Source organism: Carbonicoccus niuqiaonis (assembly GCF_050157065.1).
Lineage (GTDB): Bacteria > Actinomycetota > Actinomycetes > Propionibacteriales > Propionibacteriaceae > Avipropionibacterium.
This window is the reverse complement of the sequence record NZ_CP189573.1, coordinates 131,843-152,968: the sequence shown is the minus strand read 5'-3', so window position 1 is coordinate 152,968 and position 21,126 is coordinate 131,843. Positions and strand designations below refer to the sequence as shown.

Annotated in this window: 23 protein-coding genes; 11 read left to right on the top strand and 12 right to left on the bottom strand. The window is 68.0% G+C overall.

Translation table 11 applies throughout. The features are described 5' to 3' along the window. Positions 1-32 precede the first annotated feature (32 nt). From ACQBAU_RS00690 to ACQBAU_RS00680, 3 genes are all read right to left on the bottom strand, one after another. Positions 33-986: a sigma-70 family RNA polymerase sigma factor gene (locus ACQBAU_RS00690; RefSeq protein WP_174524570.1), complete on the bottom strand. Its 954-nt coding sequence runs from the start codon at positions 984-986 to the stop codon at positions 33-35. A gap of 10 nt (positions 987-996) precedes the next feature. Next, complete coding sequence (locus tag ACQBAU_RS00685) at positions 997-2,226, bottom strand: NAD(P)/FAD-dependent oxidoreductase (RefSeq protein ID WP_465256177.1); 1,230 nt, start codon at positions 2,224-2,226, stop codon at positions 997-999. A 107-nt stretch (positions 2,227-2,333) separates the two neighbouring features. Next, the gene (locus ACQBAU_RS00680; protein WP_465256176.1) at positions 2,334-3,536 is read right to left on the bottom strand and encodes an MFS transporter; all 1,203 of its coding nucleotides are present in this window, start codon (positions 3,534-3,536) and stop codon (positions 2,334-2,336) included. Positions 3,537-3,594: 58 nt separating this feature from the next. Here ACQBAU_RS00680 and ACQBAU_RS00675 point away from each other — a divergent pair, with 58 nt between their 5' ends. The 6 genes from ACQBAU_RS00675 (at position 3,595) to zwf (ending at position 9,519) form a co-directional block, all read left to right on the top strand. After that, on the top strand, positions 3,595-4,182 hold the full coding sequence (locus ACQBAU_RS00675) for an NADPH-dependent FMN reductase (protein WP_217996712.1): 588 nt from the start codon (positions 3,595-3,597) through the stop codon (positions 4,180-4,182). Next, complete coding sequence (locus tag ACQBAU_RS00670; RefSeq protein WP_465256175.1) at positions 4,179-4,841, top strand: TetR/AcrR family transcriptional regulator; 663 nt, start codon at positions 4,179-4,181, stop codon at positions 4,839-4,841. Before ACQBAU_RS00675 ends, ACQBAU_RS00670 begins: the two co-directional genes overlap by 4 nt. A gap of 338 nt (positions 4,842-5,179) precedes the next feature. Next, a complete protein-coding gene (locus tag ACQBAU_RS00665) occupies positions 5,180-5,455 on the top strand; it encodes a hypothetical protein (protein ID WP_465256174.1) in 276 nt (91 codons plus the stop codon). Between the two features lie 135 nt (positions 5,456-5,590). Next, positions 5,591-7,225 (top strand): extracellular solute-binding protein, encoded by a 1,635-nt coding sequence (locus tag ACQBAU_RS00660; protein WP_465256173.1) that lies wholly within the window; start codon positions 5,591-5,593, stop codon positions 7,223-7,225. 71 nt (positions 7,226-7,296) lie between these two features. Continuing rightward, positions 7,297-7,896, top strand: coding sequence for a VOC family protein (locus ACQBAU_RS00655; protein ID WP_434548867.1), 600 nt, complete (start codon positions 7,297-7,299; stop codon positions 7,894-7,896). Positions 7,897-8,022: 126 nt separating this feature from the next. Continuing rightward, on the top strand, positions 8,023-9,519 hold the full coding sequence (gene zwf / locus ACQBAU_RS00650) for a glucose-6-phosphate dehydrogenase (RefSeq protein WP_434548868.1): 1,497 nt from the start codon (positions 8,023-8,025) through the stop codon (positions 9,517-9,519). 62 nt (positions 9,520-9,581) lie between these two features. Here the strand turns inward: zwf and ACQBAU_RS00645 are convergent, their stop codons facing one another. Then, on the bottom strand, positions 9,582-10,346 hold the full coding sequence (locus tag ACQBAU_RS00645) for a TetR/AcrR family transcriptional regulator (RefSeq protein ID WP_465256172.1): 765 nt from the start codon (positions 10,344-10,346) through the stop codon (positions 9,582-9,584). An 82-nt stretch (positions 10,347-10,428) separates the two neighbouring features. On the opposite strand from ACQBAU_RS00645, the gene ACQBAU_RS00640 reads away from it, so the two are divergent. Then, the gene (locus ACQBAU_RS00640) at positions 10,429-10,830 is read left to right on the top strand and encodes a VOC family protein (RefSeq protein ID WP_434548870.1); all 402 of its coding nucleotides are present in this window, start codon (positions 10,429-10,431) and stop codon (positions 10,828-10,830) included. Between the two features lie 52 nt (positions 10,831-10,882). Here ACQBAU_RS00640 and ACQBAU_RS00635 read toward each other — a convergent pair whose 3' ends face one another. Continuing rightward, positions 10,883-11,566, bottom strand: a complete 684-nt coding sequence (locus ACQBAU_RS00635; RefSeq protein WP_465256171.1) for a DUF998 domain-containing protein — start codon at positions 11,564-11,566, stop codon at positions 10,883-10,885. 52 nt (positions 11,567-11,618) lie between these two features. On the opposite strand from ACQBAU_RS00635, the gene ACQBAU_RS00630 reads away from it, so the two are divergent. Further along, on the top strand, positions 11,619-12,092 hold the full coding sequence (locus tag ACQBAU_RS00630; protein ID WP_465256170.1) for a MarR family winged helix-turn-helix transcriptional regulator: 474 nt from the start codon (positions 11,619-11,621) through the stop codon (positions 12,090-12,092). Positions 12,093-12,127: 35 nt separating this feature from the next. Here ACQBAU_RS00630 and ACQBAU_RS00625 read toward each other — a convergent pair whose 3' ends face one another. From ACQBAU_RS00625 to ACQBAU_RS00610, 4 genes are all read right to left on the bottom strand, one after another. Beyond that, complete coding sequence (locus tag ACQBAU_RS00625; protein WP_434548873.1) at positions 12,128-12,739, bottom strand: dihydrofolate reductase family protein; 612 nt, start codon at positions 12,737-12,739, stop codon at positions 12,128-12,130. Then, positions 12,736-13,266 (bottom strand): SRPBCC domain-containing protein, encoded by a 531-nt coding sequence (locus tag ACQBAU_RS00620; protein ID WP_465256169.1) that lies wholly within the window; start codon positions 13,264-13,266, stop codon positions 12,736-12,738. Before ACQBAU_RS00620 ends, ACQBAU_RS00625 begins: the two co-directional genes overlap by 4 nt. Continuing rightward, the gene (locus ACQBAU_RS00615; protein ID WP_434548875.1) at positions 13,263-13,595 is read right to left on the bottom strand and encodes an ArsR/SmtB family transcription factor; all 333 of its coding nucleotides are present in this window, start codon (positions 13,593-13,595) and stop codon (positions 13,263-13,265) included. Before ACQBAU_RS00615 ends, ACQBAU_RS00620 begins: the two co-directional genes overlap by 4 nt. Before the next feature lie 76 nt (positions 13,596-13,671). Continuing rightward, positions 13,672-14,301 carry a methyltransferase family protein gene (locus ACQBAU_RS00610; protein ID WP_465256168.1) on the bottom strand — a complete coding sequence of 210 codons (630 nt, stop codon included), beginning with the start codon at positions 14,299-14,301 and terminating at the stop codon, positions 13,672-13,674. 60 nt (positions 14,302-14,361) lie between these two features. Between ACQBAU_RS00610 and ACQBAU_RS00605 the strand changes: the two genes are divergently transcribed. Further along, the gene (locus ACQBAU_RS00605; RefSeq protein WP_434548877.1) at positions 14,362-15,021 is read left to right on the top strand and encodes a TetR/AcrR family transcriptional regulator; all 660 of its coding nucleotides are present in this window, start codon (positions 14,362-14,364) and stop codon (positions 15,019-15,021) included. Between the two features lie 517 nt (positions 15,022-15,538). Here the strand turns inward: ACQBAU_RS00605 and ACQBAU_RS00600 are convergent. After that, entirely contained in the window at positions 15,539-16,183 is a 645-nt protein-coding gene (locus ACQBAU_RS00600; RefSeq protein WP_465256167.1) for a TetR/AcrR family transcriptional regulator, read from the bottom strand. Between the two features lie 65 nt (positions 16,184-16,248). Here ACQBAU_RS00600 and ACQBAU_RS00595 point away from each other — a divergent pair, with 65 nt between their 5' ends. Next, positions 16,249-16,491, top strand: a complete 243-nt coding sequence (locus tag ACQBAU_RS00595; protein WP_465256166.1) for a hypothetical protein — start codon at positions 16,249-16,251, stop codon at positions 16,489-16,491. A 9-nt stretch (positions 16,492-16,500) separates the two neighbouring features. On the opposite strand, the gene ACQBAU_RS00590 is transcribed toward ACQBAU_RS00595, so the two are convergent. Then, positions 16,501-16,875, bottom strand: a complete 375-nt coding sequence (locus tag ACQBAU_RS00590) for a DUF1330 domain-containing protein (protein ID WP_465256165.1) — start codon at positions 16,873-16,875, stop codon at positions 16,501-16,503. Positions 16,876-17,102: 227 nt separating this feature from the next. On the opposite strand from ACQBAU_RS00590, the gene ACQBAU_RS00585 reads away from it, so the two are divergent. After that, positions 17,103-17,345, top strand: a complete 243-nt coding sequence (locus ACQBAU_RS00585; protein WP_465256164.1) for a hypothetical protein — start codon at positions 17,103-17,105, stop codon at positions 17,343-17,345. A 52-nt stretch (positions 17,346-17,397) separates the two neighbouring features. On the opposite strand, the gene ACQBAU_RS00580 is transcribed toward ACQBAU_RS00585, so the two are convergent. Next, on the bottom strand, positions 17,398-21,018 hold the full coding sequence (locus ACQBAU_RS00580) for a heparinase II/III domain-containing protein (RefSeq protein WP_465256163.1): 3,621 nt from the start codon (positions 21,016-21,018) through the stop codon (positions 17,398-17,400). Positions 21,019-21,126: the final 108 nt, after the last annotated feature.

Here is a 21,126-nt window from a genome sequence, read left to right as displayed (position 1 = left end):
ATCAAGGACATGGGACCCGAGTGGCCGCCGGATCACCAACGGGCGATGAGTGGTGTCCCTGGTTCATGCTGGCGCCACGCCTCGGCAAGTCGGACGAGGCGGGCGGGCGCTGCGATGCCGCGCACGGTTGCGATCCTCCCGTTGGCGATGTCGAACCCAACTGCGCCAATCACCTGGTCTCCTATGACGAAGAGGATGGCCGGGGTCCCGTTGACGAGCGCGTAGTGGACGGCAGGTGTGCCACCGGCAAGTCGCCGTTTGGCAGGCGTGGGATTGAAGCCGGCTCGTGCGACAGCCGCGATGCGCTGCGGAGTGTCGTACTGCAGCAGCCTCTCGGTCAGTCCGGCGCCGTCGGAAATTGCGGTTGCGTCATCGGTGAGCAGCCTCACCAACCGCTCGGTACGGCCGGAGGAGGCGGCGGCGAGAAACTCCTCGACGATCCTGCGGGCGGATCCCGGGTCAACTTCGGTGCCGCGACGACGCGCGGCCGTGATACGGCGCCGGGCCCGGTGGAGGTGCTGCTGGCTTGCGGACTCGGTGATGGCGAGAATCTCGGCAAGCTCGCCGTGGCTGTAGGAGAACGCTTCGCGGAGGACGTATACGGCCCGTTCGTGGGGTGACAAGCGCTCCATGAGGGTCAACACCGCCAGGGACACCGATTCGCGCTGCTCAAAAGTCTCGGCCGGACCGAGCATCGGGTCACCGTCGAGGAGTGGCTCGGGCAGCCAGTCACCCGCGGTGCGCTCGCGACGGACCTGTGCCGAACGAAGGCGGTCGAGGCACAGGTTGGTGACGACCTTCGTCAGCCATGCTTCGGGCACCTGGATCTGCTGCCTGTCGGCAGCCTGCCAGTGCAGGAACGCATCCTGCACGACGTCTTCGGCGGCGGCGGCGGATCCCAGCAACCGATAGGCCAACGAGGCCAGCCGGTTTCGGCTGGCCTCGAACCGATCCGTGTCGAAGCGGTCAATGGCGCTGCTCTCCACTCTCGCCACTCTAGGCGGCTGCGCGATCGTCGTCTCGGCTGGACGCTATTGCTGCAGCGGTCAGACGTCGCTGGCGCTTGGGCATGCCGAAGGTTGGGTGCGAGACCGCCCACAGCGAAATCTTGACGATGCCCGCCTTGATGCGGGCGGCCTTGCGGCCGCCCATGTACTTCGGTTTCGGGTGTCCTTTGGCGTCGACCGTCTGGAGGATCCCGTCCCGCCGCCCGAGGCTGATGTGGTTGCCCGGGTAGACCAGCTTGGTGTATTCAATCTTGCGGCCGGTCAGGCGGCCCACGATCGCGTCCATGGCCTGCCCGCCGGTGTGGCCAGCCGAAGCGCAGGACATCGGCAAGGGTCGGCCGTTGTCGCCGATGGTGTAGACGCTGTCGCCGGCCGCGTAGACGTTCGGGTGCGAGACCGAGCGCATGGTGCGATCCACGACGATCTGACCGGTCGAGGCGACCTCCAGTCCGCTGGCAGCAGCGATCGGGTTCACCGAGAACCCGGCGGTCCACACGGTCGCGTGGGACGCGAAGACAGTGCCGTCGGTGGCGATGGCTTGTGTCGCCTCGACGGCTTCGATGGTGGTGTGCTCCACCGCGGTGATACCCAGCCGCTCGCAGGTCCGGCGTAGGTGACGGCGGGCCCCGGGTGAGAGCCGGGCCCCCAGTTCGCCTCGGGCGATCAGCGTCACCGAGAGGTTCGGCCGGGACTCGGCGAACTCGGCGGCGGACTCGATGCCTGTCCATCCGTCGCCGACTACCAACACCCTGCCGCCATCACCCAACTGGTCCAGGCGCTCGCGGAGGCGCAGAGCAGCCGGACGACTGGTGACGTGGAAGGCATGCTCGGCAACTCCCGGGACCCCGTGGTCGGCGACGGCGCTGCCCAGCGTGTAGAGAAGGGTGTCGTAGCCAATCTCTCCACCGCCCGCGGGGTCGGCCACAGTGACGATCTGGCGCTCGGGGTCGACGGCGGTGACTCTGGCCACGCGTAGCCGTATCCCGGTGCCCGCGAAGACGTCGGCGAGTGCTGGACTGTCGATGTGCTGGCCTGTCGCGAACTGGTGCATGCGCAGCCGCTGGACGAACTCCTCCTCAGCGTTGACGACCGTGATCTCCGTGTCCGTCGGGGACAGTCGGCGCACCAAGTTCCCGGCCGTGAAGGCTCCGGCGTAGCCGGCGCCCAAGACCACGATGCGGTGCTTCGTGTGTTGTTCATGTCGGTTCGATTGCTCCATGTCACTTGAGCGGAACGGAGCGCTGATTGATGACAGGCATCGGGTGTGATGTGGATCACACCCGAGCGTGGCGGCCAGCATCGGAAGCGCTTCACGACCCAAGCGATCTAGTTCAGTACAGCTGACGCGAGGTTGGGACCGAACGCGCCGCCGAGCAGGTATGCGAGCATGACGAGCCCTGTGGCGGTGGAACGATCTTGTGTGGGTGCGGACTCGGTGGCGGGCGAAATGAGCGCCGCGAGCCCGCTGGTTGCCGCGAACACTGCCCCGGCGGGTACCAACAGGAGCGCCCCCGACGTGTTCGCGAGAGCAAGAGCGACGGTGAGGCCACCCGCCAGCACCGGAACAGCGATAGCGACGCGCTGTGACGCGCGGGACCACGATGTCCAGCACCATGCGGCAAGGGAGCCGGCGAGCAGAGCCGCCAGCTGCGCGAATCCCACGCGGCCGTCCTCCCAGCCGCAGCAGCGGGACGCTAATCGGGGGAACAGGTAGAGCAGGGCGAAGTAGGAGGTCGAAAGCGTCAGCACCAAGAAGCTGCTGGTGAGGAAGGCGCCGTTTCGGAGCACGGCCAGCGGCACGAAACCGTGCGGGCGTACCCGGATGCGGATCGCCACCGCGATGAGCGCCAGGACCGCCATCACCCCCGCGTGCGCGGGGATGTGAGGTAGCAGAACCAACGCGGTGACCAAGAACGCAAACGCCGCAGCACCGATGCCGTCGAACGTGCCGGTCCGCCGGTCGGCCACCATCTGCGAGACAGCGATATGGCGAACGCGCGGGATGGCCACCAGGCTCACCGCCGACACGCTCAGCGCCAAGCGCCACGAGACTGCTGTGCTGAGCAGCTCACCGACGAGCGGTCCTGCCGCACCGATTGCCCCGTTGGCCGCGGTGATCGAGCCGCGAACTCGTGTGGAGTCGGCCAGAGTCATCGCCAGCGTGAAGAGGCCCGCCCCGCCCGCTCCCTGAGCAAGACGGCCGCAGGCCAGCACCGCCAGCGAGGGGGCCAGCACGACCAGCAAGGACCCGGCTCCGACCAAGGCTCCACAGCCAACCAGCACGGTCGTAACCCCATAGCGGCGGAGTACGGCGCTGGTCACCGGGGTAGCTACGGCGGCGGCCAGACCGAACGCGATGGCCACCCAGACGACCAGAGGGAGCGGCTCCTCCAAGCTCGAGCTCAACCGGTCGAAGAGCAGGACCGGGCTGTTGGCAGCGAGCGCGGTGGGGGAAGCGAGCAGGACGAGGCTCCAGCGGCGACTCGAGGGATTGGGCGGCGCAGGCGCGGTGATCAGTTGCGTGGTCATGACTTACACAGTAGCGTCTACTTTGTAGACTGTAATGTGCACATAGAGGAAGAGGAAGATGATGGCTGCACGTCAACTGCGCGTCCTGGGTCTGTCGGGCAGCTTGCGCACTCGGTCCTACAACGCTGCTTTGTTGCGCGGGGCGCGCGAGCTGTGTCCGGTGGGAACCACGGTCGAGGTATTCGACGAACTCGGCACGCTGCCGCTGTACGACGAGGATCTGGACGATGACCCGTTGCCGTCCGCGGTGGCTCATCTCCGCAGCCGGATCGAGGCTGCTGACGGGGTTCTGTTGGTCACCCCCGAGCACAATGCGTCTGTTCCGGCAGCGTTGAAGAACGCGCTGGACTGGGCCAGCCGACCGACTGGGGCCGCCGCGCTGACTGGTAAGCCGGTGGCAATCGCCGGGGCGTCGCCCGGAGCGCTCGGGACGGTACGCGCCCAGATCGCGCTTCGCCAGGTTCTCTCCGCCATCGATGCAAAGGTATTGGCCCGCCCCGAGGTGTTGGTCTTCCGCTGTCATGAACGCATCAGCCCAGACGGCACGATCACCGACATTGCTACCGAGAACCTGCTACGAGAACTCCTGATGGGGTTGTCCCGGCAGATTCGAGCGCAGCACGACTCTGGCATGCTGACGGCATGACCCGGTCGCAGACGGGCGGCTCGAGCTCCGGCTACGGTCGCGCGGACAAGCGGCAGGCGATCGCCTCCGCCGCACGCCGAGTCTTCGGGCGTGACGGATACACCCGCACCAGCATCGACACCGTTGCCACCGAGGCCCAGGTGTCACGGCGCACGATCTACAACCACTTTGGAGACAAGCACAATCTCTTCCTCGCCGTGGCGCTTGAGGGTGCGGTAGACGTGACCGAGGCGATCAACTCGCTGATGGAGCGCCACCTTCGGAAGGTCATCGACCTCCGCGAGGACCTCATCGATTTCAGTCTGGACCGGGTAGCCGCCGTGAGCACCTATCCAGATCACTTCGCCTTGGTGCGCACCATCGAGGCCGAAGCCGTCCACTTGCCCTCGGACATCCTGCAAGCCTGGATATCCGCCGGCCCTCAGACTGCATACCTCCGCCTCGCTCCCTACTTGGCGTCTCTAGCCGCCCGGGGGCTGCTCGAAGTGCCTGATCCCGAGCTGGCGGCCAATCACCTGACACTGCTCACTGTCACCGACGTCAACCACCGCACGTTCTACGGTGCCGTGCCCCTACCGGAGGACGAGGTCAGGACCATCGTCACCACCGGCGTGGATGCTTTCCTGAGCCTGTATCGAGGTTCTCGAGCAGACCCCTGACGTGACGGGCGCAGGACCGGGGCCAGGCCTGCAGCGGCCCAGTCGGCCATACGAACCGGCGCCATCCAATTCCGAGTGATTGTCACAGAACGCGGAACCGCCTTGTCTCGTGTCGTGACACAGCCAATGCGAACGATCCAGGATTCGGAGGGACGTATGTCCAGCCAAAGAACAGCGCCGAATGCGTTGATCACCAGCGCCCGCGGGAACCGCACGACGAGCTTCCTGAAGATCCTGATGGCGGTCAGCGGACTGACTGGGGTGGGATTCCTGCTGTTCCACATGTACGGAAACCTCATAGCCTTCGGAGGCGAGCACAAGTTCAACCACTACGCGGAGTGGTCACGCGAAGTGGAAGGGCCAGCGCTCCCGCACACGAGTTTCTGTGGGCCGTCCGCATCACGCTGATCCTCGCGGTCATCGTCCACATCGCCGCCGCGTTCTCGCTCTGGAAGCGTGCGCCGTACGTGCCGGCCGGGGTCGTCGGGCCGGACGGTCGCTGGACGGCCCGCTGTCGGGCGCAGGCGACGCCGGACGTGGTCACCGTCGAGGTGACATCCCGACCCGAGGGCGCGGCTCGTGCCTGGCGCCGTTCGATGGTCGCCGCCGACTGAGCCGCCACCGGCCCCGCGCTCTTGACATCCGATGCCGGATGAAAGATGTTTGCTGCAACATGCAACCTCATGCATGGATGCGTCGGGTGGACAGCCAACCGCTCCACCGTCGCACTCGAGGACGAGAGGCTCACCATGATCAACAGACGGCAACTCCTGGCCCTGGGCGGCTCGGCAGCAGCGCTGGGCGTCGGACTGGGAGTGGCAGGTTGCGGGCCTGCGGGCGGTGGTGGCGGCGAGGGGGGCGGCGCTGCGGGTGGTGGCGAGGGGTTCACCAAGCCGACCTTCCAACCCTTCACCGGCGTGGAGGCGACCAAGCCGGCCCTGGAGAACGGCACCGCACCCTACTTCGAGGCGTTCCCCGCCAACCCGCCGTCGATGAACGCGGGCACCCCCGGCAAGGGTGGCAAGGTCACCTGCCACACGTTCATGAACTCCACCCCTGCCCCGATGGCGGAGAACAAGTGGTGGCAGGCGTTGAACGAGGCGGTCGGCGTCGAGTTCGACATCATGGGCGCCCCGATCGGCGACTACCCGGCCAAGTTCCAGACCACGGTGGCGAGCAACGAGCTGCCCGACCTGATGGCCGTGCTGCCGACGTCCACCCCGGAGCTGGCGGCCCTGCTGAAGGCCAAGTGCCAGGACCTGACCGAGCACCTCGCCGGCGACGCGATCCTGGAGTACCCGGCGCTGGCCAACATCCCGCAGTACGTGTGGGACGCCTGCACGTACAACGGTCGGATCTACACCCTCCCGATCCATCGGTTCGCACTGACCCACGGGTACGCGATCCGCACCGACGTCGCCGAGGAGCGAGGCGCCAACACCGCGCCGAAGAGTGGTGAAGAGTTCCACGAGATGCTCACGAACCTGTCGGACAAGAAGAACAAGTGGTTCGCCACGAACAACGTGGTCTGGCTCGTCGAACTGGTCGCCGAGATGATGGGCGTGCCGAACGACTGGGGCGCCGACGGGGACAGCTTCGTCAAGGACATCGAAGTGCCGCAGTACACCGAGGCGTTGGAGTTCGTTCGCCAGTGCTACGCCGAGGACCTGATCCACCCGTCGTGCTGGGACCTGAACTTCTCGCTGCAGACCCAGGCGCTGTACAACTCCGGCGACGCGCCACTGGTGCTCGGCGGACTCACCTGGATGGGCAACGCATCGAACGCCCGCAAGGAAGATCCGGACGCCCAGTCGAACTCGTTCCAGCTGATGAAGTGGGACGGCTCCGGGCCGGCGGAGCGCTACGTCGGTGGCGGCGCGCCGTACCAGACCATGATGAACAAGGCCTCCGACGAACGCGTCAAGGAACTCCTGGGCGTGGTCAACTGGCTCGCCGCGCCGTGGGGTACGCAGGAGAACGTGCTGTTCCGCAACGGCATCGAGGGGCTGCACCACACCAAGGACGCGACGGGAGCGATGACCGGCACCGACCTGGCCAAAGTCGACTCGATGGGCCCGATGATCTACATGGGTTCGGGTCCGCAGGTGCACTTCAACGCGTACGCCGACATCGCGCTCGGCGGGTACGAGCACGAGGCGGAGGCCATGGAGCTACCGCTCTACTCGGCCACGGCCGGGCTGGAGTCGCCGACCGAGCAGACCAAGAATGCGCTGCTCAACAAGCTGCTCACCGCCTCCCGGGGTGACATCATCAGCGGCCGCAAGCCGGTCTCCAGCTGGGCCGAGACCGTCGAGGAGTGGAAGTCGAAGGGCGGCGAGGACGCCCGCAACGAGTTCGCCGAGGCCAAGCAGGCCAAGGGCTGAGCTTCCACCCGTCGAGCTCGGGAACGGAAGCGTGCCCGGCCGGGTGGACGGTTCACGTACGGTCAGGTGCCATGACACAGATCGCGCACCTGATCATCGACGCCGATGACCCGGCCGGGGTCGCCGACTTCTACTCCGACGTGCTCCGGCTCGGCGACCTGGTCCGGGTGGCGCCTGGTGACCAAGCCACCAACGGATTCCGCGGGTTCTGCCTGTCGCTGGTCGTCGCGCAGCCGGCCAACGTCGACGTGTTCCTCGACGGTGCCGTGGCGGCGGGCGCTGCGCTGGTCCGTCGACCCAAGAAGTCGCTGTGGGGGTACGGCGGAACGTTGCTGGCACCCGACGGGACGTACGTGACCATCGCCACGGCGTCGCGCAAGGATGCCGAACCCGTCTCGCTGGTGGTCGACGAGGTCCTCCTCCAACTGGGCGTCGACAACCTGCCGGCGAGCGCAGCGTTCTACACCGAGCGCGGCCTGACCATCGGACGGCGGGCCAAGGGGTACGCGGAGCTGGAGACCGGCCGGATCACGCTCACCCTCAACCCGCGCGGCGAACTGGCCAGGGCGGCCGGGGTCGCCGCCGGGGGGAGCGGCTCCCACCGACTGCGAATCGCCAGCGACACCACGCCGTTCGTCGATCCCGACGGTTTCGTCTGGGCCACGGCCTGACCCGGCCCACGAACTGGTCGATGGGCGTGGGCAAGGGCGCTACAGCGACACAGCTGGACGTCAGCTCCACGTGTGTCGCTGTGGCGCCCCTTCTTACGACGGTCGCCGTCCGGCTAGATTGACCGCATGGCATCAGAAGCGCTGCCCCCACAGACGATCGCCTACCCTGCGCCCGGCGCGCAGCCGTACCGCCGCGATCCCGAAGCCTTGGAGCCGCACGTCATCGTGCTGTTCGGCGCGACCGGTGACCTGGCCAAGCGAAAGCTGATCCCGGGGCTGGCCCACCTCGACGCCTCGTTGCTCGCCCCGAACGTCCGGGTCGTCGGCACCTCGCTCGACGACTGCTCGACCGACCACTTCCGTGACGTGTCCCGGGCGTCGATCCGCGAGTTCGGCAACCACAAGATCACCGGGCCCGCGACCGAGGACTTCCTGCACCAGCTCAGCTACGTCCCCACCTCGGCCGGACCGGAGGCGCTGGCCGAAGCCGTACGGGTGGCCGCGGCCCAGCTCGGTGACGACACCCGGCTGCTGCACTACCTGTCGGTGCCGCCCAAGGCGGCCGAGTCGGTGATCACGATGCTGAACGACGCCGGCCTGGTCGAGAACTCCCGGATCGTGATGGAGAAGCCGTTCGGGACCGACCTGGCCAGCGCGATCGAGCTCAACGCGTTCGTGCACCGCTCGTTCACCGAGGACCAGGTGTTCCGGATCGATCACTTCCTGGGCAAGGAGGCGGCGCAGAACATCTTGGCGTTCCGGTTCGCCAACGGGCTGTTCGAGCCGATCTGGAATCGCAACTTCATCGATCACGTGCAGATCGACATCCCCGAGGAGTTGGGACTCGACCAACGCGCCGCGTTCTACGAGGCGACCGGTGCGTACAAGGACATGGTCGTCACCCATCTGATGCAGGTGATGGCGTTCGTCGCGATGGAACCGCCGACCGCACTGGAGCCCCGGGCGATCAGCGAGGAGAAGAACAAGGTGTTCCGCTCGCTGCTGCCGATCCGGCCGACCGACGTGGTCCGCGGGCAGTACGACGGCTACCGCACCGAGGACGGTGTGGCGCCCGACTCCGACACCGAGACGTTCATCGCACTGCAGGTGGGCCTCGACAACTGGCGGTGGGCCAATGTTCCGTTCTACCTGCGTACGGGGAAGCGGATGGCCGAGGGGCAGCGCATCATCTCGATCGCGTTCAAGGAGGCGCCGCGATCGATGTTCCCGCCGGGTTCGGGCATCGGCACCGAGGGTCCGGACCATCTCACCTTCGATCTGGCCGACTCATCAAAGGTGTCGCTGTCGTTCTACGGCAAGCGCCCCGGGCCGGGGATGCGGCTGGAGAAGCTGTCGATGCAGTTCTCCACGCAGGAGACCGAGTCGGCCGACGACGTGCTCGAGGCGTACGAACGCCTCATCCTCGACGCGATGCGGGGCGACCACACCCTGTTCACCACCGCCGAGGGCATCGAGTCGCTGTGGGAGCGGTCGACGCCCCTGCTGCTCGATCCGCCGCCGGTTCGTCGGTACCCGCAGGGCAGCTGGGGCCCGAACGCGATCCACCAGTTGATCGCGCCCCACGCGTGGCGGTTGCCGTTCGAGCGGGTCTGGCGCGAGTAGTTCGGCCTGTCGACGTTCGCCCGACGCCGGACGTACGCGCACCAGGGCCACGGCCCACCCGTTCACTCCTGCTCGACAAGGGCCGTGAGCCCGGCGAGGGTACAGGCCAGGCCGAAGGTCCACGCCCGCTCGGCGTCCCAGGCACTGCCGTACGCCTCGCCGGCGGCCGCACCGATCCGGACCGCCCGCGGATAGCTGTCCGGGTCGAACGCGCGGGCGAGGACGGGCTGGTTGGCCGCCCACCAGTCGGCATCGCTCATCGCGGTGTCGGTGCTCGCCCGCGCGGCGTCGTGGGCGGAGCGGCAGTGTCCCTGCACGAAGCCGATCAGGTGGCTCAGCGCGGCGTCGACGTCGAGGTCGTCCAGCCCGGTGTCGTCGAAGGCGGCGAGCTCGTACTCGTACTTGGCCATCGTCCCCGGGCCCAGGGGTGGGCGGCTCAGCGCGGCGACCTCGGTCAGCCACGGGTGGGCGACGAGCAGCTGGCGGTTCGCCTCGGCGACAGCGGTCAACCGGTGTCGCCAGGTCTGCCCGGCCGCCCACGGCGGCCGCGGCATCGCGGCGTACAGGGTGTCAACCATCAGGTCGAGCAACTCCGGCTTGCCCGGTACGTAGGTGTAGACCGACATCGGCGAGATGCCGACGCGTTCGGCCACCGCCCGCATGGTGACCGCCGCCAGGCCCCGCTCGTCGGCGAGCTCGATCGCCGACCCGACCAGGTGGGGCACCTGGACCGAACGTGCCGGCCCCTTCCGGCGCACCGGCTGCTCCCCCCACAGCAGGCCCAGGGTACGGCTCGGTTCTCCTGCTCCGGTGCGCTCCGACGTCATGAACAACAGGGTTTCACGCTTCCTTCGTACGTGCTACATTGTACGCTGTACGGAGTATGTCCCACACCAGCCGGGAGGCCACATGCCCATCACCGAATCCGCCCTGTCCCTGAACGTGCCCGACGTCGACGCGTCGGCAGCATGGGTGAAGCAGCACCTCGGGTTCCGCGAGGTCATGGCCGCCGACGGGTTCTGCTCGCTGGCCCACCCCGATGCCGGGTTCAACCTGATCTACCTGCGGACCGGGCTGTCGACGTTCAAGCCGTCGTCGATGGCGGGACAGGCGACCGGCCTGCTCGTGGTGTTCACCGTCGTCGACATCGACGCCGACCATGCGCGACTGCAGGCAGCCGGCGTCGACATCGTCACCCCGATCGAAACCGAGCCGTGGGGTGAGCGCTACTTCCAGATGGCCGACCCGAACGGTGTGGTCTACCAACTCGTGCAGTGGGTGACCCCACCCGAGGAGTCGCCCGCAGGTTGATCACCTCCGGGCCCGGGCGCTCTGCCCGCTCGGGCCCGGCCGGAGTCAGGAGTCACGACCCCGTAGTCACCGGCTGCTCCCGCTTGGCGAGATCCGGGTGGGGGACGACGCCGTAGACCCACCGTGACGCGGTCAACAGCCAGCCGAATCCGGTGACGACCGCGATCCACAGCAGGGCGACCCCGGCCGGGCCTGCCGACAGCGCCGCACCGGCAGCGAAGGCAACCAGGACCAGCACCCCCGCGACTCGCGACCACAGGGCACGGCCCCGCTCCTGCCGCGACACGAAGAAGCGGGCCAGCAGGAGTGCCGCCACCGCGAACGCAATGAACTGCACCGCCCCCAACCCCAGATGGAGCAGGCCACTCACGCTGACGGTCGCCTCGGCACCGGCCGGAAACCCGCTGACCGGATCAGGGCGGAACACTCCGGCCAGGACGATGGACGCCCCGGCGACGATGACCGCTGGCCCGGCGCCGCGACCTCGCCCCTCGAGCGCCCGCAGCAGGCCCCAGCCGGCGACGATGACCATGATCCCGGTGAGCGCAAGGTTCAGCACCTGCAGCCAGCCGCCCGGCCCGAGGGTGAGCAGGCTGAGCGCATGTCGCGACAGGTCGAAGCCGTCGCGGGTGAGGGCCAGGATCACGCCGAAGGCCAGGTAGAACGGCCCGGCGACCACCCCCCAGCCCAGCATGGATCGGGTGACCGCCGCACGACCGTCGAAGGCGTCTGCCAACGGTAACCGAACTATCGCGAAACCGAAAGACCTCTGGTGAGATGATGTGCGCGTGTCCGATCCCGTTCCCGACATCAACCACGGCGACTCGCCGGCGTGGCGCGTCCTCAACGGCTACCGGGAACTGGAGCTCGAACTGGCGATCTTCGGGCACCACCTCAGCGCGCAGGTCGGGATGCGCCCGGTCGACCTGCAGTGCTGGAACCTGGTGCACCGCTACGGCGAGGTGAGCATCGGGGAGCTGGCACGCATGCTGGTGCTCCCGCCCGCCACGACGACCGGCATCGTCGACCGACTGGCGAAACAGGGCTGGGTCACCCGCGACCGCACCGAGTCGGACCGCCGTACGGTCGTGGTGCGCGTGATCCCCGATCGCCTCCCCGAACTCTTCGACCTGCTCGCTCCCCTCGGCGATGACCTGAGCGCGAAGCTTGCGGAGCTCGACGACGCTGCACTGGGCACGATCGCCGACTTTCTTGATCATGCGGTGGAGGCGACCCGGAGGGCGACCCGGCGCAGCGAGTGAGCGTGCCCGAGATCGCCGAGGTGCGGCGGCGACGCTCAGGCCGGAGGCGTGACCCCCTGGTAGTCGGCCAGCGGCGCCGGACCGCTCACCGCGTACTCGAGCAGCGCGATGCCCGACGGTGTGGCCCCTTGTTCGCGGAGTTGCAGTCCGGCGTCGGTCCGGCCGGTGAGCAGCCGGCGACCCTGCCCGACGATCACCGGAGCCACGGCGAGCCGCACCGTGTCGACCAGTCCGGCGTCGAGCAGGGAGGCGGCCAGTCGTGCGCTGCCGTGGACCTGCAGCTCACGGCCCGGCGCCTCCCGGAGTGCGCCGACCGTGTCGCCGCGGAGCACCGTGGTCGGGTTCCAGTCCGCCTGCTCGAGGGTGGTGCTCACGACGTACTTCGGCAGTGCGTTCATCCGTACGGTGAACGGATCGGGTTCGGCGATCTCGGGCCAGTCGCGGGCGAACGCCTCGTACGTACGCCGGCCGAACAGCAGTCCGTCGGCGAGGTCGAGCCAGTCGGAGGTCTGCCGGACGAACGCGTCGTCGAGGTACGGCACGAGCCAGCCGCCGCGGGTGAACCCCCCGCTCGGGTCCTCGGTCGCCGAGCCGGGCCCCTGGGAGACCCCGTCGAGGCTGACGAACTGCGTGATGACCACCTTCATGCCGCCACCTCGCTCTCGACCAGGCCGGCGAGCGCGGCGGTCACCGAACCCCAGCCGTCGGCGAAGCCGAGTTGCTCGTGGCTGTCGCGATCGGCCGGATCGCCGTGGCGTACGACGACCCGGTAGTCGGTCCCGTCGGGGTGCTCGGCGAGCACGATCTCGGCGGTCATCGGTACGGGGGCGGGTGTCGCCGGCCGCCACGCGCTGTTGATCGCGTTGGTGAACACGAGCCGTGCCTCCGGTTCGACGACCAGGAAGATCCCGTCCGTGTGCGGTACGAAGGCCCGGCCGTCCTCGCTCATGCTGGTGACGAAGGCACCGCCGGAGGTGACGTCGAGCCGGTCGATGCGGGCGATCGTCGGGGCGGGGACCCACCACTGCTGCAGTCGGTCCGGGTCGGTCCAGGCGCGCCAGATCGCTGTACGCGGAGCGCGGATCACACGCTGCAGGGTGAGGTCGAGGGTCGAGTCGATCGGTGGCGAGTCGTCCGTCTTGGAGTCGTCCGTGTTGGAGTCGTACGGGGTCATGGCTTCTCCTGGGGGTGGGTGACGAACTGTTCGAGGCGGTCGGTGCGCTGTTCCCACAGGTCGCGTTGCTCGGCGAGCCAGTCGTCGACGAGGGAGAGGCGTTTCTGGTTGAGCGTGCAGATGCGGACCCGGCCGGTCTTTCGGGTACGGATCAGGCCGCTGGTCTCCAGCATGCGCACGTGCTTCATGAACGACGGCAAGGTGATCGGGAAGGGTTCGGCCAACTCCCCCACGCTCGCCGACCCTTCACCGAGCCGGCGGATCACCGCCCGCCGGGTTGGGTCGGCGAGGGCGACGAAGACGTCGTCCAGCGCCTGATACTTTGCCACGAGGCAAAGTATGGCTGCTGTGGACACTTTGCGCAAGAGCAAAGTGTCAGACGTCCTGCACCGATCTGTTGGCGGGTCAGCGGTGACGCCCGAGCCCGGGGAGGAACCGGCCGACCCGGCGGACGTACGTCCGATAGGCGTCGCCGTGCAGGCTGTCCAGCAGGGGTTCCTCGACCAGCCGTACCTGGAGCTGGACACCACCGCAGAACGCGAGGAGAGCCAGCAGCGTCAGGGGGCCCGGGGCGAGCAGCGTGACACCGATCAGGGTGATGCCCATCGCGGTGAAGATCGGGTTGCGCACGACGGCGAACGGTCCGGTGGTGACCAGCTCGGTCACCTCGTCCGGGTCGACCCCCACGCGCCAGGATGCGCCCATGGCGGTCTGGGAGGCGAAGACACCCCACAGCCCGACAGCGCCGGCGACCAGGCCCAGCACCGTGACCACCACCGGGGCGCCCCACTGCAGAGCCGGCGCGACCACGTACAGCACCAGTCCGACACCGCAGAGCACCAGGGCACCCAGGAACAGCACCCCGCCCAACCGACCGATCGGATGCGGCGGCGCGGCTCGCCGGAACCCGAAGTCCCCGGTGCGGCGATGGTGCAACCACGCCCGCACCCCGAACGCGCCCGCCAGGCCCACCACGAAGACGACCAGGGCCACCCCCGCCCCCGCCTGGGGCATCCATTCGCTGATCTCATCCATGACGTCTAGAATATGAGGGATCCCTCAGGTTTGGTACTCGCATTCGGAGGTGTACGTGCCATGGCGCAGACGTCGGACCAGAACCCGCGCAAACAGCCGCAGCAGCGGCGGTCCCGGGCGACCGTGGAGAAGATCGTGACGGCCGCGGCTCAGCTTTTCCGTACCGACGGGATCGCGGCCACGACCGACCAGATCGCACTGCGTGCCGGGGTCTCGGTCGGCTCGCTGTACCAGTACTTCCCGAACAAGCAGGCGCTGTTGGCCGAGCTGACGCGACGACACATGGCCGAATCCGCCGGCGTGCTCGACCACGTGCTGCGACCGGGTCGACCCAGCGCGGTGTGGCTGCCCGAGGCGGTGGCCGCGGTCGCCGCCCTGCACGAGGACGGCGACCTGCACCGGGTGCTGTACGACCACGCGTCCCGCGACGCCCACCTGGCGCAGCAGTTCGAAGCCCTGAACGACCAGTTGTACGACCGGGTCGCGGCCCTCCTCGCGGCCGAGCTGCCCGACGCCGACACCCCCACCATGGCCAGGACACTGGTGGCCCTGGTCGAATCGCTGACCCACCGGCTGGTCGGGACGATGGAGCCGGCGGCGGTGGCGTACGAGGTGTCGCTGGCGGCCCGGGCCTACCTGCACGAGGCCGCCCAGCAGCGATCCGCTGCCGGTCGCGATGACCAGCCGGCCGGCCGACTCAGGACGCGCCCGCGTACGTGACCTGGGCCCAGACGTCGTACTTGGGGAGCTGGCGAAGCGATGAGGGCCGAGGATGGAACCCATGGAGTCACGCTGGATCCGACGAGACGATGTCCCGCTGCACGGCCTGTGGCGGCCGGGCGAGGGGACCCCGCTGATCATGGTCCCGGGAGTGATGGCGGACGCCCCGGTCGTTCGTTCCCGTGGTCGAGGCCCTCGGTCACCCCGGCCCGGCGCTGATCCTCGACCGCCGAGGGCGGTCGCACAGCGGTGAGCCGGGCGACGACTACTCGGTGGAGACCGAGGTCACAGACCTGTTGGCCTGGATCGACGGCCCAGCTCATCGTTGGCGAGGCCAGCCAGGGTGCTGAGCCGTACGGGCCGGCCTTCGACCGGGTCGTGGCCCGACTACCTCGTGCCACGGTCAGCCTCCTGCCGGGTCACGGCCACCTGGCGCACGCTGCGGACCCCGTCGCCCTGGGTCAGCTGATGGGCGCACTCGTCCCGGCGGCCACGTAGACCGCGGATCTCGCGGCCGTCACCGGAGACCCGCCCCGGGCGCGGTGAGCGACGTCGCCGGGAAGTCAGTCAGGGTCGTACGGATGCAGGTGTGCAGGTTGCGCTGCGCCTCCGTGCCGTCGATCGTTCCGGTCAGGGCGAGTGTGGAGAGACCTTCGGCGGTCGCGAGCAGCGTCGTCGCGGCTCGGCTGAGCGCCAGGGGGTCGACGGATCGTTTCCCCGACCACGCCCGTCCGACCTGCTCGGCAAGGAAGCGGATCAACTCGGCACGGCCGCCACGCAGTTCCTCGGCCAGGCCGGGGTCGGTCAACGCGTGCAGCTCGACGGCGGCCGCGACGTGCAACAGGGTGCGGTCCTGGTCACCGTGTGGGATCAGCGCCTGCAGCGTGGCCTCAACCACGTCGATCGGTGTGGGGGACGGCACCGAGCCGACGGACTCCCGTACGCGTTCCTGCGTCAGCTCACGGAAGCGTCGGAAGGTGAGGGTGATCAACCCCTTGCTCGTGCGGGCGTAGTGCTGGACCCGACCGGGCGACACTCCGGCTTCGCCGGCAACGCTCCGGAACGTGAGTGCCGGCAGGCCGTCGCGAGCGAGTACGCGCATGGCGGCGTCACCCAGTCGCCGCAGTTGGGTCTCGTGTTGCGAGCCGGCTCCGCGTGGCACGTGTCTCCTTCAGGGCTGCGATGTATCCCGATACGATAGCATCGTCATACCGATACAGGTGCATCGTGATCAGCCTCGTCTACGCCGCCCTGCAACTGCTGCACGTCATCACGTCCATGGACGTCGTACAAGATCTCCTCGGTGGTTGGTCCTTCACGTTCACGATGCCGTTCACACCGTCAGCGGCCGTCCAGATCGTGTGCGGTCTCGTCGTCGGGGCGTCTGGAGCTGACACCGCACTGCGGATGAGCCCGAAACTCCGCGCCCGCCGGGGTGCCCCGGATCATCGGAGCACCCCTGGGTCGTGATGTGTCGCCTCAGCCGACGTGCTGCAGTTTGGCGATCGTGTCGGCGGCCCGGTACCCGTCTGGCACGCCGTTCAGCAGCGCGACGACCGAACGCGAATGGTCGGCCCGCAGCGTCAGGATCTCTTGGTAGGCAGGGGATGAGTACCAGGAGCGCGCCGCGTCGACGCTGGGGAAGCCGATGAGAACCACGTTGCCGGGCAACTCCCCCTCGAGGACCTCCGGCATGCTGCCGTGCACCAGCCACTCCCCGTCGTACGGTTCGAAGGTCGCCTCGATCCGGGAGATGTATTCGATGACCTCGGGACTGTTGTCGACGTCCTCCAGATAGGCGAGCGCGTAGCCGCGACCGGCGCTGGCCTTCTCGGCGCTGTCGTTCATGATCATGTGCCCCTCTGCGTACGGTGATGACCTCGGCCTGGTAAGGGTCAAGCCTGCAACGCCGGACGCTGAAGATCCATGACCTCTCGACGTCCGGTGTGAACCGCGACTGTCAGGCGGTCAGGCTGGCGGCAACCCTTGGTCACTCATGCCCGTTGACGTCGGGTCTCGACACGCGGGGGGAAGTCCGTCCGGACCAGATCGCCTTTCGCTTTTTCGACCATGCTTGAGTCATGGCCAAGGCAATCAGCGCTCGCACCTACGACGCCGTCAGCCCGAAGACCTACGTGCCCGCGGCTGAGACCGACTCCGACACCGTTCGGTTCGCCGAGCTGTTGGACGAACTGGCGACCGCACCGGATGAGCGTCCAGCCCTGATCGGACCTCACAACGAGCAGATTCCGCACACCACCGATTTCCCGCACGCCGCATTGACTTCGCACAGCATGAGCTACGACGCAGCTGGCCGGATCTGACTCGCTAGCAGTCCTGACGGACAGCCCCCGTCCGCGTCCTGCCAATACGCGGTCACGCCTCCCACTCGGCGGTCAGCGGGATCCGCGCCGCGGCACCGACCTCGATGTCGTAGACGTACCCGGCCTCGAAGTCCTCGGGATCGATGTAGCCCCGGATCAGGGTTTGGCCGCCCAGGTCGAGTTCGACAGCATCTGCACCCGCCGCGCTGGCACCTTCGATCCGGTAGACCGCATTGCGCACGCCGTCATTGGCGATGTAGATGTAGGTCCCCACAAGCTCGGCGAGGTCGGGAAAGCCTGCCTCTGCGCTGATGGTCACCGAGTTGCTGTGCGACAGTTCGCGGGTGTGGGCGACGACGCGCCCGGTCGCAGCCGGGGCTCCGGTCTGCATCCGAGGCACTGGTACGAGGCTGGTGGCGTCGTGGTGCATGGCATGGACCGGACGCCCTCGGTGCTGCGACCGTACGCCGAACACCCCTTGGAACAGGAAGGCACCGTCGACGTCGAAGACGATGTCGGGCCGCAGGGAGTGCACCACGTAGTCGATGCGACCGTCATCGAGCTCGACCCGGACCGCCGCCACTTCATGATCAGCAACCGTGCCACGGCGAGGTCGGGCCGGGACGGCAACGGCCGATCGGACGCGTGGTGTGCCGACGTACGGCTCGATCACCGAGACGAACTGACTGGTCACGTCCGGGGGAATGATGCGGAGCGCGTCGAAGGCGATCCGAATGCCGACATCGTCCGCACCGGCATGCTCGCCCTTCTCACCGAGCGCGGTGATGATCATCGTATGGTCGCCCTGGGCAAGGTCGCCGGTGTCGTAGATGACCTGGCCCCACAGTTGGGGCTCGGGCCGGGACCAACTGACCACGCCACGGTCCTCCCCGTCGACGGTGACCCGAGCCAGACCGTGCACCTGCCCGGAATGCCCGGTCGAAGACAGCACCTGCGCCTGCCCACCGGTCCAGCGCAGCGTGACCGAGGCCTGCGGGGTGTGGGGCATCGAGATCCAGTAGGAACCACCGTGTGCGAGTCCTGATGCGTAGCGCCGCCACGACTCGCCGAACTCGACACCGTCATCGTCATCGTCGAGATGGCGGATCGGTTCGCCCCGGTGGGCGATCAGGTAGCGCAGCGAGTCCGGTGCCCCGACCTGGGTGAGCGGCGGCGTACCGTCGCACAACGCGACGTCGTCGACCTCCGACAGCATGGTCAGCCGCAGGTGCAGGTCAGGATCGGGATCGTGTACGCCCCAGGTGTCGGCCACCTTCCAGTCCACGGCGAAGCCGCTTTGCGGTGCGTTGTCGCGCTCGACCCGGGTGAGCCAGTCGAACCCGGTCGGATCCGGCCGGGTCAACGCGTCGTCCGCCGGCGGGTCGATGTCGGGGCCGGCATAGGTGCCCGTCGGCTGCGGCACCAGGTCCAGGCCTTCGGTGGTGACCGGACCCTCGGCGCTGTGGAAGCTGAAGTGGTGCTCGCTGCCGCCGACGACCCGGAACACGTCGACCAGGTAGGAGCTGTCGGCGTCGATGGCGATCTGCGCGGTCGCCCGGCGGTACAGCGAGGTGGCCGGGTAGACCTCCGGGGCGGAGGTGTCGACGTACTGCACCCGATCGGTCGCGGCAAACCCGTGTGGTGTGCCGACCCAGTGGAAGTTCTGCCGCTGCGCGTTCACCAGGACGGTGTTGTGGGAGATGGTGTGGCTCTCCCACTCGATCCGTCGTGGGTTGTTGCCGGTACGGGTCGGGTAGCCGAGCTCCGGGGCGAGGTCGACCCCGAAGGCGAGCACGCCAAGGTTCAGCGCGTCACGGTGGCTGTGCCCCGGGATCGGGCCACCGGGCCGGTCGACCAAGCCGGTACCGATGCGTCCGTAATAGGTCCACGCCGCCCGCATGGCCGAGCCACTACCGGCGCGAAGTGAGGCGAGTCCGTACCCGGTGAGGTTCCGCGAGGACAGCTGTAGGGGGCCGCGCTCATCGACGATCTGCTGGATCCGCTGCTGGGTCCCGGTCGGGTCATCGGAGAAGATGCCGCCGTAGAGGCCGTCGACCCGGTTGTCGTTCGCGAGGTGGATCAGCTGGGCCATCGCGGGGTCGCCGTACCGGTCGAAGTAGCTGACCAGCCGCGACAGGTCGAGGCTGCTGTTCGCCCGTGGTGCGCCTGTGCCGCCAGAGTCGCCGATGCCTGGGATGTACCGGTTGATCATGGTCTGCGTGAGCGCAGGGTAGTTCTTGATCATGGCGGCGTACTTCGGGTGCTCGTAGAGATCGGCTGCCGCGTACCCCTGGTAGCCGGCGAGCACGTCAGCGACCTCACCGACCTGGTGGATCCAAAGCTGGTTGTAGCCCATGGCGACCTCGTCGGGAGCACCATCACGATCGACGACGTCGACCAACTTCGCCAAGATGTTGCCGCCGGTAACGCTCCAGTCGGCGGGTTGACCGGTGGTGTCCTCCGCACCCGTGGCGAAGACGAAGTCGATCCACTCGGTCGACTCGTCGGGGTCGTCGAGGACGACCGCCGCCATGGCGAGCGCTGCCTGGTGCATCCCGAAGTTGCCGTGGACCTTGGCGATCTGGACGTTCGGGTAGATCTGTCGGACGATGTTGTCCTCGATGTTGCCGCGGATCGCCTCGATCGAGTCCTTGGTGCCGATGTCGTAGTCGGCAGCCTTCCCGATGAGGTAGTCGACCACCCCGGTACGGTCCTCGGTCGCGATCTCAGGGAAGAAGGCGTCGTAGGAACTAATCCACGTCGGTGTGGTCTGCAAGGCCTCCCAGATCCTGTTCACGGCCTTGCCGTTGCCGCCGGAACCGTTGTCGAAGCCGTCTCGCGGCCCGTACGGCAGCGTGTCCATGTCCGGATATACATCGGCGATCCGGTCGAGGATGATCAATCCCGTACGGGCATAGCGCGCGTCCCCGGTGTAGAGGTAGGCGTCGCGGAGTGCCGCCAGGCCGCGTTGCATCGTGCCGTAGCTCTCGACCGAGCCGGCCAACGCCACCCACAGGCCCCAGTGGTTGTAGTAGGCGACGAACGGCCACACCGCGCCATCGTCGTCGACCCAGCCGTACCCGTCGTCGACACCCCACGTGGGACCCATCTCGGGATAGAGCTCGTTGACGAGCAGGCTGCGATCGCCACGCGCGGGATCGAAGATCCCGCGTTCGTCGAGCGCGGTGGCGTAGAACGCGGCGAAGTCGTTGGTCGGGTAGATCCGGGGTTGGGCGGAGTCTTCCGGCACAGTCGGATCAACCAGCTTCCAGGGCCGGTTGACCACGTCGATGACCCACGGGTAGGCACCATGGGTGTTGATCTCGGTCCCGGTGATCGGTGAGCCCAGCCGGTTGTTGACCGACAGGCTTCGGGGCAACGGCTGACCGGTGATCTGATGCCACGCCCAGTCGTCACCCTGGGCCAGCATGGCCTCGGCGCGGGCCACCGCCTCGTCACGCAGCTCGATCGCCCAGGCGTGGCCGGCTGCGATGTTCCGCCGTGCCGCGGCGACCTTGTCGGCCGGATAGAGCGTGCTCGCGGTCTTCGTCGCACCGGCGGCGTGTGCCATGGGCGACGCAAAGGGCAGTGCGACAGGGCCAATCGCCCCGGCGAAGGCGCCCGCTGCCCCCAGTAGTCCGGCGCGATGCAGGAACTCGCGGCGTGTGGTCATCACAGTCTCCCTTGAAAGTGTGCCGTGGGTGCGGGAATCGGTCTCGGTGTGCGGCCCTGCCGCGCCAAAGGGGGGAGAGCCCTGATCGCACCAGTGCGACGTCGTGTT